Origin of the sequence: Paenibacillus xanthanilyticus (assembly GCF_042682185.1) — a bacterium.
Classification (GTDB): domain Bacteria; phylum Bacillota; class Bacilli; order Paenibacillales; family Paenibacillaceae; genus Paenibacillus_Z; species Paenibacillus_Z xanthanilyticus.
The window spans coordinates 2825345-2839463 of record NZ_JBHUHA010000001.1 but is presented as its reverse complement, the minus strand read 5'-3'; the positions used below and the strand labels follow the sequence as shown (position 1 = coordinate 2839463).

Annotated in this window: 13 protein-coding genes; 8 read left to right on the top strand and 5 right to left on the bottom strand. The window is 53.1% G+C overall.

The annotated features are described in order from the left end of the window. The first annotated feature begins 134 nt into the window (after positions 1 to 134). The 3 genes from ACFSKT_RS11980 (at position 135) to ACFSKT_RS11970 (ending at position 1956) form a co-directional block, all read left to right on the top strand. Positions 135 to 749, top strand: coding sequence for a TetR/AcrR family transcriptional regulator (locus tag ACFSKT_RS11980; protein ID WP_377721243.1), 615 nt, complete (start codon positions 135 to 137; stop codon positions 747 to 749). Between the two features lie 167 nt (positions 750 to 916). Continuing rightward, positions 917 to 1405: a hypothetical protein gene (locus tag ACFSKT_RS11975; protein ID WP_377721242.1), complete on the top strand. Its 489-nt coding sequence runs from the start codon at positions 917 to 919 to the stop codon at positions 1403 to 1405. A gap of 17 nt (positions 1406 to 1422) precedes the next feature. After that, positions 1423 to 1956, top strand: coding sequence for an SMI1/KNR4 family protein (locus ACFSKT_RS11970; protein ID WP_377721241.1), 534 nt, complete (start codon positions 1423 to 1425; stop codon positions 1954 to 1956). A gap of 158 nt (positions 1957 to 2114) precedes the next feature. On the opposite strand, the gene ACFSKT_RS11965 is transcribed toward ACFSKT_RS11970, so the two are convergent. The 4 genes from ACFSKT_RS11965 to ACFSKT_RS11950 form a co-directional block, all read right to left on the bottom strand. Then, positions 2115 to 3314 carry a hypothetical protein gene (locus ACFSKT_RS11965; RefSeq protein ID WP_377721240.1) on the bottom strand — a complete coding sequence of 400 codons (1200 nt, stop codon included), beginning with the start codon at positions 3312 to 3314 and terminating at the stop codon, positions 2115 to 2117. A 35-nt stretch (positions 3315 to 3349) separates the two neighbouring features. Next, positions 3350 to 5620: a nitric-oxide reductase large subunit gene (locus ACFSKT_RS11960; protein ID WP_377721239.1), complete on the bottom strand. Its 2271-nt coding sequence runs from the start codon at positions 5618 to 5620 to the stop codon at positions 3350 to 3352. Positions 5621 to 5633: 13 nt separating this feature from the next. Continuing rightward, positions 5634 to 6737 (bottom strand): TIGR04053 family radical SAM/SPASM domain-containing protein, encoded by a 1104-nt coding sequence (locus ACFSKT_RS11955; protein ID WP_377721238.1) that lies wholly within the window; start codon positions 6735 to 6737, stop codon positions 5634 to 5636. A gap of 163 nt (positions 6738 to 6900) precedes the next feature. Continuing rightward, positions 6901 to 8130 (bottom strand): DUF438 domain-containing protein, encoded by a 1230-nt coding sequence (locus ACFSKT_RS11950; protein WP_377721237.1) that lies wholly within the window; start codon positions 8128 to 8130, stop codon positions 6901 to 6903. A 212-nt stretch (positions 8131 to 8342) separates the two neighbouring features. On the opposite strand from ACFSKT_RS11950, the gene ACFSKT_RS11945 reads away from it, so the two are divergent. The 4 genes from ACFSKT_RS11945 to ACFSKT_RS11930 all read left to right on the top strand — a co-directional run bounded on the left by ACFSKT_RS11945 (position 8343) and on the right by ACFSKT_RS11930 (position 11283). Next, positions 8343 to 8948, top strand: coding sequence for a DUF2249 domain-containing protein (locus tag ACFSKT_RS11945; protein ID WP_377721236.1), 606 nt, complete (start codon positions 8343 to 8345; stop codon positions 8946 to 8948). A 14-nt stretch (positions 8949 to 8962) separates the two neighbouring features. Next, positions 8963 to 10195, top strand: a complete 1233-nt coding sequence (locus ACFSKT_RS11940) for a hypothetical protein (RefSeq protein ID WP_377721235.1) — start codon at positions 8963 to 8965, stop codon at positions 10193 to 10195. A gap of 20 nt (positions 10196 to 10215) precedes the next feature. Continuing rightward, a complete protein-coding gene (locus tag ACFSKT_RS11935; protein ID WP_377721234.1) occupies positions 10216 to 10512 on the top strand; it encodes a metal-sulfur cluster assembly factor in 297 nt (98 codons plus the stop codon). A gap of 87 nt (positions 10513 to 10599) precedes the next feature. Further along, positions 10600 to 11283 (top strand): Crp/Fnr family transcriptional regulator, encoded by a 684-nt coding sequence (locus ACFSKT_RS11930; protein ID WP_377721233.1) that lies wholly within the window; start codon positions 10600 to 10602, stop codon positions 11281 to 11283. Between the two features lie 62 nt (positions 11284 to 11345). On the opposite strand, the gene hemG is transcribed toward ACFSKT_RS11930, so the two are convergent. Next, positions 11346 to 12794, bottom strand: a complete 1449-nt coding sequence (gene hemG, locus ACFSKT_RS11925) for a protoporphyrinogen oxidase (protein WP_377721232.1) — start codon at positions 12792 to 12794, stop codon at positions 11346 to 11348. A 234-nt stretch (positions 12795 to 13028) separates the two neighbouring features. On the opposite strand from hemG, the gene ACFSKT_RS11920 reads away from it, so the two are divergent. Further along, positions 13029 to 14048 carry a multicopper oxidase domain-containing protein gene (locus tag ACFSKT_RS11920; protein WP_377721231.1) on the top strand — a complete coding sequence of 340 codons (1020 nt, stop codon included), beginning with the start codon at positions 13029 to 13031 and terminating at the stop codon, positions 14046 to 14048. Positions 14049 to 14119 lie beyond the last annotated feature (71 nt).

Below are 14119 nucleotides of genomic sequence, written 5' to 3'. Positions count from 1 at the left end.
TTTTCGAGTCTAATTTACTCATGAAAACTCAGTTATCTCAACGTAATGTTGACTGCTTTGAATCGTTTCGATATCATATACTATGACTATACAACGAAATTAATGTACCGAACGGTTTTTTATGGGGAGGCGCTATGGCTAAAGCTCGCGAGTTCGATGAACAAAAGGCATTAACAGAAGCAATGCATGTTTTTTGGGAAAAAGGGTATGAGGCAACTTCGCTAAGAGACTTAACATCTCGCATGGGGGTTCAGAAATCTAGTTTATATGCTGTATACGGAGACAAATTGTCTTTATTTGAGTCAGCACTTCGTACTTATAACCAGTTACATGCTAAATCCGTTCGCTTGAAGCTAAACAAAATTACTAGTGTCAAGACTGCTTTCAGGCAGTTGTTTCTTGAAGGGGTATTCCCTAACGGAACGCATGAGCGGGTTGGCTGCTTCTGCGTTAATACAATGGTGGAGTTGGCTCCGCACGATGCGAAGTTTGAAATTTTGACACGAGAGCATCAACAATATTTGGCAGCGATATTTGAGGATACGCTTGAACGGGGGGTAACCTCCGGAGAAATCGATGGATCGGTCAATTGTCGGGCAATAGCTCAGTCCCTTGTTGCAGCTTTCATTGGAATAACCGTATTAAAGAAATCAATGCTTAATCGGGAATGGATCGATAATTGCATCGATTCATCGCTGTCGTTACTCACCGCCCCCACGCACAAGTCTGACGTTGGAACAGAGGCTTAGTAACCTCACGGGTCGTAGTTGTTGGCGGTAATCTGACCTCCATCATCTTAGCCACTTTTCTAGGATTGACAGGGATTTTTATACTGGTCAGATGGTTGTGGATTTATGTCTCTGCTCCGAGGTGACATCTTTACGGGGGCTTTTACGTGAGAAGGGAGTCACACCGAATGAGAAAATTTACTATGCTGCTGGTGCTTGTGATTCTGATTACTCTTGCCGGTTGCGGCGGAGGCGGAAAGGGTGAATCATCCGAAGCTTACCGTTATTTGAAAAGCAAAGGCTACTCAAACATAAAGAGGCAGGACGAGGTTGTGCGATATGTATTGAATAAGGAAGTGCTGACTCGTATGCCAGATATGCTCGAATGGGGACTAATGGAAGGCATTGACCCAGCTAATTACCTCGGAAAAACCATAGTTGTAGAGCGCTTTACTGCGACTGGAAGCATAGCGATAGAGGGGGAATTTATGACGTCGGTGTTCCTTACAGACGGTAAGCCGATTGGTGGAGTCGAAACCGTGTTAGACAGCAAGGCAGAAGGCGTGTTCACGTGGGATGGCATGTTCTCCCTGGAGGGAAAGGCGATGCAGGAGATAACTGGTAAATCCTTCGAGGAGTGGCAGCGAGACTGGTTAAGAAAACCACAATCAAGATAAAGGGAAGGGAAAAGAAAATGCAGACTGGAGATATTATAACCAACACATTGAAAACACTTAAAAATAGGATGGAAGGAGAAAAGAATCTCCTCTTGCAGGTCGAAGGCGGCTATCAATATGAAGCAAGCTGTACTTTTTACGATCCAGTTTGTACGTCCGATCTGGAGAATTTCATGTCTGAGTCCAACATAAAACTTCCCCTGGATTACATAAAGTTTCTTGCGCTCACTAACGGCTGCAGACTATTTGATGATGTTAGGTTCGGTGGCGAGGCCTTTCTATTGAGTCTTCAACAAATAACAAAGTGGAATGAAATAAATAATGGGGATTCATTAATGATTGGGTCAATTTATCAAGATAAGATTTATATTGACTTGAATTCCATCAAGAATAATGAGCCGAACTATATGTTTGTTGGCGATGATTCGAATGATTACCGCCCAATAAATATGAATTTTGAACTTTGGTTCGACAGATTGGTTGTTTCTCAAGGATCAAAATTCTGGACATGGACCTGGGATACAGCAGAACGTTACTATAAAAGACGATAGCATTAAGTGCGAGGATCGTTAAACGCTAACGGAGGAACTATAGCTCAGTGATGACAGACCCAATTAATAAGCAGCTTGGCTTTGGATTTTCCGAAGCCAAGCTGCTTTGGTGATAAGATCTACATGGATTTCTCTTGCGAATTTAGAGTGAAGGAAATTTAAGGTCGCCGTCTGAACGCAGCCAGCGTCATGGTTACGATCCCGAGCAGCATGCATACACTCATCGCGAGCAGAAGGACAGAACTATAGGGAACGGTTGATTGCGCCGTCCAATTTATCCACCCTTCCAGGAATAGCAGCACTTCGTTTCCCGTCAAGCCGGCCAGAAAAATAAAGCTGCCCGGGGGCATGGCCTGCGTCATGCGTTTCCCGCGGTTCAATTGGTGCAACAAGGCAAGCAGCAGACAGCTTACGAACCCGAGCAGCACCAAATGCAAGTATCCGATGACGACGCTCCGATTGTCGAATGCGAGCGATCGCAGCTGGGGGAACGCCGACACCAGCTCCAGCACCATCTTCGCCGCCAGGGCCGACAACGCGAAGGTAAACCATCCGTTATCGGCAGCCTGGCGTCTATATTGCAGCCACAGCAGAAGGAAGATGCCAACCGATAGGAACTGGACCGCCCCGGACAGCACAGCGACGCTGAACCACCCCGCGGATAAATTCATCCCTAACAAGGACAGCAGAAACGAGGGCAATAAGGACCCGACATAAAGCCTATACTGCCTGCGCCCCCAACGTAACGCAGCTGAATTCATATGGTGCTCCAGCTTGTCATAAACCATGGCGAGCAGCCCTAGCGTAAACCAACCGTTGTATTGAAGATGCAAATAAAAGTAAAGCGCCCCATGGTACCAAGGGGATGCCGTCAAATCCATAGCGCTTAATACGGCTAGTGTCCACGGGCCGACAGAGGATAGCACCATGTAGAACAATCCGGCTTTGGCGACGCGTACCGATAACGGACTGCTCCCGCGCCGCCCCATTCTCTTCCACATCCAGTAGGCAAATGCGTAAGACAAGAAGATATGGATCGTGGAGAAGAGGATCGAGTAGAACCCGTAGCCCTGAATCGTAAACGCGACAAACATGAGAACGGTCGTAACCTGCGTAAGCAACCAGTTGATGGTGAGAAAGCGCGAACGCTGCTGCCCGTCCGGCAGGAAATAGTGGACGTAAAGAAGGTACAAGGCGGAATAGCCCCAACCGAGCAGCGCGATATGAGAATGCGCATGAAGCAAACGTTCATAAAGATCCGGCACGGTAGGCAGGAGGGCCATCCCGCGGAGCAGCACGCCGGCCAGAGCCGTGACCAATAAGTATAGAAACGGATAACGAAGCCACGAGCTTGGCATCGGCTAGTCCTCCTCTACGTGTATCAGGGTGATCGTTATTTCGTTCCTGAATGTTCGGCATGCGCTTCGAGCGATTTCCCGGTTTTGAGACCCACGACGAACCATACGATTCCGACGATGCCCGCTGCGAATATGGTGTCTCCGACGGCCCGGAACCAAACCAGGTTTTGCATCGCAGGGGAGTGAAGCAGCTCCACCGAGCGCGCATACCACATCCCGTTCTTCATGCTGCCTAATGCTTGAACGATGCCGACCGGGAGGAGGCTTGTTACGCCCATGACCATTAATCCGATATTCAAAGACCAGAAGGAGAAACGCAGCAGCCTCGTCTTCCATGCCCGCTCGCCGGACAACCCGCGCAAGCAGAAGAGCATCAACCCGATGCCAAGCATGCCGTACACGCCGAACAGCGCGGTATGCGCATGCAATGCCGTTGTGTTCAACCCTTGCATGTAGTACAGGGCGATCGGCGGATTGATCAGGAACCCGAATATTCCGGCCCCGACCAAGTTCCAGAAGGAGACGGCTACGAAAAAGTAGATCGGCCACCGGTATCGGGACACCCATGCGCTGGCGCGGCTGTGCCGCAAATTCTCATAGGCTTCGAATCCGATTAGTAGAAGCGGCACGACTTCCAAGGCGCTGAACACGGCTCCGAAGGCAAGCACGCCCGTCGGCGTACCGGCGAAGTACAAGTGGTGGAACGTCCCGATAATACCGCCGAACAAGAAGATGATCGTCGAGAACAAGACGGTGGACGTCGCCGTTGCCGCGCGAATCAGTCCCATTCTGGCGAATAGGAAGGCGATGACCACAGCCGCGAATACTTCGAAGAACCCTTCGACCCACAGGTGGACAACCCACCAGCGCCAGTACGTTGAGACAGAGATATGCGTATGCTGCCCCCACATCAAGCTAGGGGTGTAGAACACTGGAATCGCCACGGACGCAAGTAAGAACAAGATCAACATGTGTCTGTCCTCGGTCTTCTGCCGAATCGCGGGCCACACCGCGCGGGCCATGAGGAAGAACCAGAGGAACAATCCGACGCAGAGCAGAATTTGCCATGCGCGTCCCAAATCCACGTACTCAAACCCTTGATGACCGAAATAGAAGTTGCTGCTCAGATCGGTAATATAGCCTTGAATGGCCATCCATTGCCCGACCATCGAACCGACGACGATAAGAAGCAGCGCGCCGAACAAGACGTTCACGCCCAGGCGCTGGTATTTGGGCTCATGACCCGAGATGGCCGGCCCTATGTAAAGCCCTGTCGCGAGCCATGCCGTCGCAATCCAGAAGATCGCCAGCTGCTGGTGCCACGTTCTCGTGACGGAGTAGGGGAACCATTCCGCCAGCGGAATCCCGTAGAAGCCGTCTCCTTCGACGCCGTAATGGGCGGTGATGGCGCCAAGTCCCACCTGAACAAGAATGAGGGCGGTGACGATCCAGAAGTACTTGAGCGTCGCCCGCATGGAAGGCGTCACCTTGATCGTTAAGAGAGGGTCGTTCTTCGGTGCCGGTTGTTCCGGCTCCTCCCGATGGCGCTGGACGGCAAAGTACCAGGCTAATGCGCCGACGCCGGCGATGAGCAGGATGACGCTGACGATCGACCACATCACGGCCGATCGGGTTGGCGCGTTATCGATGAGCGGCTCGCCGGGCCAGTTATTCGTATACGTAATGTCCATCCCCGGGCGGTTCGTCGAAGTGGACCAGGTGGCCCAGAAGAAGAACGCCGACAGACTGCGGTGATCCTCGGCGCTCCGAATCGTATTGTCCGGAACGGCGATCTGGGATCGATATTCATCCATCGAGGGATCGTCCCCGAATACACGCCGGTAATAGTCCTGCATCGCTTGGATCGACTGCGCCCGATCGGCGGAGACCGTAATCGATCCGGTGGCGGGGTCGTACGTATTGGTCCGGATTTCTTCCTTCAATCGGGCTTTAAGCGCTGCTTGGCGCTCCAATGACAGCTGATCGTAATCCATTTGATCCTCCGAATGCGCCCAGTAATCGAGCAGCCAGGTTAGTTCCCGATGCAGCCAATCCGCGGTCCAGTCGGGAGCGACGTAAGCGCCATGTCCCCAGATGCTGCCTAATTCCTGGCCGCCCATTCGCTGCCATACGTTCTGCCCGTTTTGGATATCTTCTTTGGTGTAGAGGACCTGGCCATCCGACGTGACCACGCTTTCCGGGATGGGAGGCGCTTTCTGATAAATCTCTCCGCCGTAATAGAGGAGAACGGCGAAAGATCCAATGAAGACGAGCGCTAAGGCCAACCATAGTTTTCTATACTGCATCGCTTCTACTCCTTTATGAAAGGTCTCGGTAAGCCGCAGGCATGTAGGCGCATGCCGGATCGCTCGCAAGATAATCCCCGGTTGTCGCATAAGCCCGCGCGCGGGAGCCGCCGCATAGTTCTTTGAATTCGCATGCGCCGCATTTCCCTTTCAGCAGCGATTTGTCGCGAAGCTCCTTCATGACCGGGGAATGCCGGTAAATATCCAGCAAGGAATCCTGGCGAATATTCCCGCACGCGACGGGAAGGAACCCGCTCGGATAAACGTCCCCGACATGGCTGATAAAGACAAAGCCGTCTCCGTCATTCACGCCCTTGGGCGCTCTTCCGAGTACGTCGAAGCGCTTGGGGCCAGATTGAGCGGGATGAACGCCCTGAAGGGCTTCGGCCTTCTTGGCTTGCGTGACGACGCGGCGGTAGAACGGGGCTTCCGTCGATTTGATGCCGTAAGGCGCGGACTTCCCCAGTTGGTACAGCCAGTGCATCACTTCTTCGTGCTGCCGAGGCAGAATCATGTCTTTCTGCATGCCGCGGCCAGTGGGGACCAGGAAGAATAAGCTCCATAGCACGGCTCCCATCTCGCCGACTTTCTCCGCGATCTTGGGCAGATCCGTCAGATTGTAATTCGAAACGGTCGTATTGATCTGGATCGGAATTTGTAGTTCCTGCAGGCTGCGAATGCCCCGCATCGTCAAATCATAAGAGCCTTTCGTGCCTCGAAAGTGGTCATGGATGTCCGCTGTTGAACCATCCAGACTGAACGCCCAACGCGACAAGCCGACTTCCTTCGCTTTCTCGATCGCGGATTTCGTCACCTTCGGGGTGGCGCTCGGCGTCATGGATACGGGGAGCTTCTTCTCTTTAATGGCATATTCCGCGAGTTGAAATAAGTCAGGACGCATCAGCGGATCGCCGCCAGTGAAAACAAAGAGAGGCTCATCCATTCGGGCAATCTCGTCGATCAGCAGCTTGCCTTCTTCAAAAGTAAGCTGTCTGGGATCGGGTTTGTACTGCGCTTCCGCACGGCAATGCAGACACTTGAGCGCGCAAGCGCGCGTGACCTCCCAGATGACGATAAACGGATATTGGTCGTAGTTTCGTGAACGGAGCTGCTGCATCCCGGTTATCGCTCCTTTCTTATGGAGTAGTAACTTCGTTCGTCTCATTATAGGGAAGGGGCCTGCATCGCAATGTGTGCCAGATCACAAATGCAGACGTTACATGCTTTCTTCACCCTTGTTGTGACGGTTTCTTGATGGGTAAAACGCGAGGAGACTTGAATTACGATCGAATTCGTTTCTCGCCTGCAATGGCTTGAATGGGCTCGATATTCTGGGTGAACTCAAGCGTCCCGATGTAGTCGCCCTTCTCGTCCCGCACGGCAAAATAACGAATGTACGCGTACTTATCGCGGATTCGGATCCAGAAATCTTCGCTATCTTTTCGCCCCGATTTAAAATCGTCCAGCAGCGCTTCAACAATATGCGCGCTCTTCGGGGGATGGCAGTTTTGCACCGTCCGACCGATGACCGCCTTGGTCCTCGCGAATATGCGCTCCTTACCATGCGAGAAATAGCGAACAATATCCTCGTGGTCGATGAAGGTAATATCGACGGGGAGATGATTGAAGACCAGCTCCAGCTGCTTTAAGGACAATACGCCCGTTTCCATCTTGATGTAACCTCCGGTGATGGCGTGCCCGTCCACGTAGGATCTGGTCGGCTTCCACTTCGTCTCCGGTGCCGCTAGGCAATAGCCGATATCGTCGCTTTCCCGAGCGATTTTGACCCATTCATCTTCCGTTAAATTGCTCAGCGCCATCGGAAAAAGGATGTTCTCTTCTCTGTAGATCATCCCGCTGATTTGCTCGACGGCAAATTCAAGTTCCTTGATGACGGCCATTCGATCCCCCGAGTAGCTGACGAGCTTTCGCTTCGCCTCCTTCAACGAATCGCGGATATAATCGTCCAGTCTCCACATGTTCACGGAAGGCCCGGTAATGCCGTACTTCTCTAAATAGGGGAATAGGAGCTGCTCTTTGCGCGTGTAATGCTTGTCGATGTCCAACAAAGCGTTGACAACTTCGTGTAAGGCCCATTTGTTCGGCGGCGAATCTTCGCCCTGAAACGCGTTCATGACGGAAGTCAGCTGCTCGATGACGTTCTCGATGGCCCGATTCTCCAATTTGAAAGTATGGATGGGGTGCCCGGGCTCGTCGGCTGTACTTTCGTTGCCAACGATTTTCCCCTCGATAATGGATAGATGGGCATCGGCTAATCGGGTTATTTCTTCCGGGGAAAGCGCACGGGCTGCCAGCAGTTCTTTCTGAAGCCGTGACAGCTCCGCCGCTTCTTCCACCGTAATTCTTCCGACCGCAGCATCAAATTGCGTCTTTACCTCCTCCACGGATTTGCCGTTGACCAAATCCTGCACCATGTTCTTCAGCAGCGTGTCGCGAGTTGCTGCATGATGCGCTTTGAATTGCTCCCGATTATTAATGAGCTCGCTCATAAGGAACCTCCCGTACTGATGAGAATTATTATCAACGGAATGGTAACACATTCGCCGGATGGGTAACGTGATGCGTATCACAAATGGCGGAAGTATCCATTGATCAGGATCGTACTGTGATGCGGCTCACAAAACATTGCTTCGGTATGGACTATACTTGGCTTATCACGACCCGCATCGGGAAGATGAAGTAGGAGGGGGAGGGAAAAGCGTTGGAGGGAGCAGACCGGATTGCCCAATTGGACGTAAGGCCGCATCTTCGCAAGAAACTCGAGCCTTTCCAGCTTATTATGAATGCCGTGAACAGGCTGCAGAAGGATCAGATATTCGTGCTGCATGCCACCATCAAACCGACTCCTTTGCTGGGCCTTCTCAAAATGAAAGGCTATAGGAACCGCGTGCAATCCGTCGCGCCGGATCATTGGATCGTCGGCTTCCTGCACAAAAGCCAAGGGAAGGCCAGACTGGAGGAGCTTGATTTGCTGCGGTTCGCGAACGTAGAGGAAGGGACGGTCGATGAAGGCGCGACGGAGGAGGGAGCGTCCACGCATCCGGCTGCTCTGCACGAGCTTCCTCTTGGCGACGCCGAACACGGTCGATTGATCGAGCTGGACAATCGAGGGCTTGAGCCGCCCCAGCCTATGGTCCGAACGCTTAAGGCGTTAGAACAATGTGAACCGGGCGACCGCGTCCTGATCCACAATGACCGGGTGCCCATGTTCTTGATCGAAGAGCTTCAGAAGCTCGGATTCGGCTATCGAATCGAGATGCAGCCGGACGGCTCGGCCAAGCTGATGATCACGAAAACGGATAAATAAACGAGGTGGTTCCGATGTTTCGGCTCCCATTGTTATTCATTGCAACGGGTATGATTAGCTTCATTCTCTACCATGCGTTGTCCTTGTTTACGCTGGGCGCGTGGATGATCGAACCGATCCGCAGTCCGGATGGATGGTTCCGCGCCCATCTGCTGATTTTGGACTGGGCGACGATGATTGCGATGGGAGCCGTATATCAGTTGATGGACGTCGTGCTGCAGCGCCGGATTTACAGCGTCAAGCTGGGCTATCTTCACTATGTCGGCTTTACCTTGGGGACGATTCTGCTGCTTGCCGGATTTGCGTCCGTTAACGTGCCGCTGCTGGCGGCAGGCGCGGTTCTGACCTTGCTGGGCATTGGGTTGTTCGTAGGGAACGTAGGGGTGACGATACTTCAAGCGCGGCAATGGAATGCGGTAACGATAAGCACGGCATGCGCGCTTGTATATTTACTATTGACGGCCGTGATCGGGACTGTAATGGGATTAAACTTCGCGTTCCCGATTTGGCTGGAAGGCCATGACCGGCTATTAGCCGCGCATATCTGGATGGGATTGATCGGTTGGTTCGGGCTGCTCATTACGGGATTCAGCTATAAGATGCTGCCGATGTTTTATCTGGCCCATGGACATTCGACGAGACTGCAAGGCTATATCATCGTCCTGATCAACTTGGGGGTCATCGCGGGGGCCGAGACCTTCCTTCTCGGCGGCGGAGGCGGGCCTCAGGCCGTGTCCATCGGTTTCCTCGTGCTGGCTTTCGGGTTGTATGGCGCGTTCATGACCGAGGTCGGCAAGCATCGACACAAACGCAATCCGGGACTTGGCATTTGGTGGACGGTTCACGCGGCTAGAGCGATGCTCATTTTCGGTTTGCTCGTGCTCTTTAGTTGGCTTGCGTTTCCGGAGGCGTATGCGCAGCACCACACAACGCTGATTATTGGGATGGCCTATTTGGGCGGCTGGGTGTCGTTAACGATACTCGGTTATTTATCGAAGATTGTGCCATTCCTGTGGTGGACCCATAAATATGGTCCAAGAGCGGGCCACCCCGATGTGCCCGTCATGTCGAGTTTGATCTCCGAACGATCGATAAGTTATGGGTTAGGCGGCATAGCGTCTGGGGTTGTATTATCCGTGATTGGCCTCTTCTCGGGCATCGAGTGGTGCGTAGAGGTCGGGGGAACAGCCACGTCGGTCAGTTCGCTTTTCTATATCGGACTCATCGCGCGGGTATTTACGAAATAAAAGGAAAGGTGCGTGGCGTCATGATCTCAGCATCGGAAATTACGCAAATTCTCAAACGCGTATATGATCCCGAGCTCGGCGTGAATATCGTCGACTTAGGCCTTATTTATGACGTAACGGTCAGTTCGGGGCAAGTCCGCATCACGATGTCGTTGACTACTCCCGGATGTCCGCTTCATGACACGATCATCGGAGGCGTTCGACGTTCATTAGACGGCGTTATTGACCCGGAACGGCTCCATGTGGAGCTGGTCTGGGAACCAAAGTGGTCGCCGGAACGGATGTCGGAGGCAGCAAGAGAACAATTGGGGTTTTAATTGAAGCCCTGGCAGGGACCGCGACGACGGTCTCTTTTCTCTATGCAAGCAAGTATTACGTGACGAAATGGCGGAGATACGATGGGGATGGAAACGGTTGAACTGCTTCAATGCATGCCGATGTTCCGAGAATTAAATCAGGATGAATTATTCCGTATCGGCCAGGTCGTCATCGAGCGCCGGTTTTATAAAAAAACATACATTTTTCATGAAGGCGAGAGCAAAGAGGCCGTATACTTCATTAAAGAAGGACTCGTGAAAACGTTCAAAACGGATGAAAACGGGCACGAGCAAATCATGTCGTTCCTAAAGCGAGGCGAAATGTTCCCGCATACGGGTCTGTTCCATAATAAGCCCTATCCGGCAACGGCCGAAGCGCTGCTGGATACCGTGCTGCTGGCCATACCCGTCAAATCTTTCGAATCCCTCTTGCTGGAAGCGCCATCGATGGCCATCAAAATCATGAACGTCATGAGCGACAAGATCCAGGAATTGCAGGGGAAAGTACAGGAACTTACCGGCCAGGATGTCCAAGACCGAGGGCATTCGTTTATCTTAAAGCTGGCGGAGTATTACGGCACGGTGAAAGGGGACGAAATCCATATTCCGCTCCCGATGACGCATCAGGACATCGCCAATGTGATCGGGACGACGCGGGAGACCGTGACCCGCTTGCTTAACCAGCTGCGGAAGGCGCGTATTCTGGATGCGGACCGTCGAGGCTTCGTCATTCATAATCCGGAAGGTCTCCGAAATTGGAAGAAGCGATAGGGAGCGGGGGCTAACCGCTCGCCCCGCCAAGAACCCGGGCCAGAGCGCCCGGGTTCTGCTTTTTATCGCGCTGTACCGACGAGTTTTTGGGCGGCGTCCCGACCCTGCTGGATACAATCGGGGATGCCGACCCCCCGGAAGGATTTGCCCGCCAAGACGACGCCAGGATAGAGCTTGGCCACCTGGTCTTCCAACTTGGCGATGCGATCCAAGTGCCCGGGTTTGTACTGAGGCATTGACCCGTCATGCCTCGAGATTTCGCTGAAGAGAGGTTCGTTCTGGATGGATAGCAAGCCGGCTATTTCCCGATAGGCGCCGGCGATTAGAGACGCATCATCCTCTTCCACGTGTTGCTGGTCATCTGAATGTCCGATATACGCACGTACCAACACTTTCCCGGGAGCGGCGGTGTGCGGCCATTTTTGCGAAGTTAAGGTGCAGGCCGTTATTCGCAGCCCTTGATCGCGAGGCACGACGAAGCCGGCGCCTTTGAACAGAGCGGGAATATCCGACTCGTTAAAAGCCATCGCCACGTTCACGACCGAAACGCCAGGCACGGAGACGAGCGCCTCCTCCAGCGGGTCGGACAGATGCTCCCCCAGCATGGCTCTCGCCTGCTCGGCGGGTACGGCGAGGACGATCCGATCCGCCGAATAATCCCTTCCCGCCGTCATGATCTGGTAACCTTCCGAGACATGCGCGATCCGACGAACCTCGCAATTGGTGACGATCCGAACGCCGGAGGATGCCAGCACATCCGTCAGCTTCTCGACAAGCATCATAAGACCTTTCCGCAACGATAAGAACATGCTGTTCCTCAATCCTTCGGGCAGCCCTTGCAGATCGGCATTCGGTTTTGTCCCCTTCGCGGCTCTCCGAGAGGCCAGCATCCCTAGAATAAGGCTGCGATGCTCCCGTTCCATGACGGCCATCTGAGGGAAAGTGGCGGCCGTACTCAGCTGGTTCAGATCGCCGGCATAGATCCCCGCCAAGACCGGACCGACCAGATGGTCAGCCACTTCCGATCCCAGTCTCCGATTAATTAACGAACCGAGCGATTCGTCGCCCGCTGCCGCCCGCCGGGGCAAGAGGAAATCCATTGCCGCCCTGGCCTTGCCCTTGATCGATAGGACATCGGTCTTTATAAAAGGCCCTACTCGGGTAGGGATGCCGAAGGATAAGCCCTCCGGCATCGGAAGCAGCCGCTTGTTCAAATAAATGAAGCTTTTCGAAGAAGCAGGGTTCATCGCCACCAAGTCCTTCTCCAATCCCAGCTCCTTGCATAACCGCACGACGGCCGGCTTTCGGAAGAGAAAGGAATCGGGCCCCTTCTCGATAATAAAGCCATCCCTGCGTAAGGTTTGAATGGCCCCTCCTAGTTGATCGCTGCTTTCCAGCAACGTAATATCCAGAGGACCATTCGGGGAGGCGGACGTAATAAGCTCATAGGCTGCGCTCAAGCCCGTAATGCCTCCGCCAATGATCACGATGCGTTGTCGATTATGATCCACGGTCGAAATCCCCTTCCAATAGATGTCGCCAATCCCTGACGATAACTATAGAGAAATTAGCCCATGCTTACTGTGCGCCAGATCACGAAAATTCCATATCGGGAGAGATACGGATGTCAGCGTTTCTTGGCGAAGTCCAAGTTGTGTTCTCCGTCACTTTATCTCGCTCGTTCTCCGGTTATAGTAAGCATGTAATCCGGCGATACAATTCTCTCGTGGTTGGAGGTAAGGGGAATGAACAGGCGATTTGGAAGGATGACGTTAGCTCTCTTCATTACGATTTCATTGGGTTTGTCCGGCTGCACGCCGGTCTTCCAATATCATCCGGATAGGATCTCCGCCCGCAGCACGGAGCCGGCGAAGATGGACGAAGACGTGCAGAAGTTGAATCAGCCGCCAGTTGAACCTGTTATTCAGCGGATCGGAACCGATGTGTATATCGGTTTGACGGCTCAGGTAACGGATGTCGAAATCGCCAAAGGCGTCTTCTATAACGCGTGGACGTTCAATGGAACGGCACCGGGTCCCGTGCTTCGGGTAAAGGAAGGCGATACGATTCACTTTACGCTGCGCAATATTGATCCTTATATGCCGCATTCGATGGACTTTCACGCGGTGCACGCGGCGCCAAGCAAGAAATTCATTGATGTGCGCCCGAATGAAACAGGTCGCTTCACTTATAAAGCCATGTCGCCTGGCGTATTTATGTATCATTGCGGCACGGCTCCTGTACTTCTGCATATCGCCAATGGCATGCACGGTACCATTATCGTTGAACCGCGGGATGGCTATCCGTCGGACGCTGAAGTCGATCGGGCGTACGTGGTCACGCAGAATGAATGGTACGCGGAGAATGACTATCAAGATTTCGAGGATGGCGCCGCCCGATATGTCGTGTTTAACGGCAGCGCCTTCGCGCTGCAAGATCAACCTCTGCTCGCCAAGGTCGGAGATACCGTTCGCTTGTATGTGAATAATCTGGGGCCGAATCATGTATCCTCGTTCCATGTGGTGGGCACCTTGTTCGATCAGGTGTATCTTGACGGCAATCCGCGCAACCCGCTCTATGGCATGCAAACCGTACTGCTTCCGGCCAGCGGGGGCGCCGTGGTGGAGTTTCGCGTTCTGGAGGAAGGCGATTATCCCATGGTCACGCACCAGTTCAATGATGCTTCCAAGGGAGCGGTCGGAATTATTCGCGTGACGAAAGATGGTTTGGACCATGCAGGCAGCCCCGGTATCATGAATCACTAAGGGCGCGCTAGGGGCTCAATGAGGGCGGCCTTGTTCTTTGCCCCAAGCGGCGGCTTGGTCGTACTTGTTTC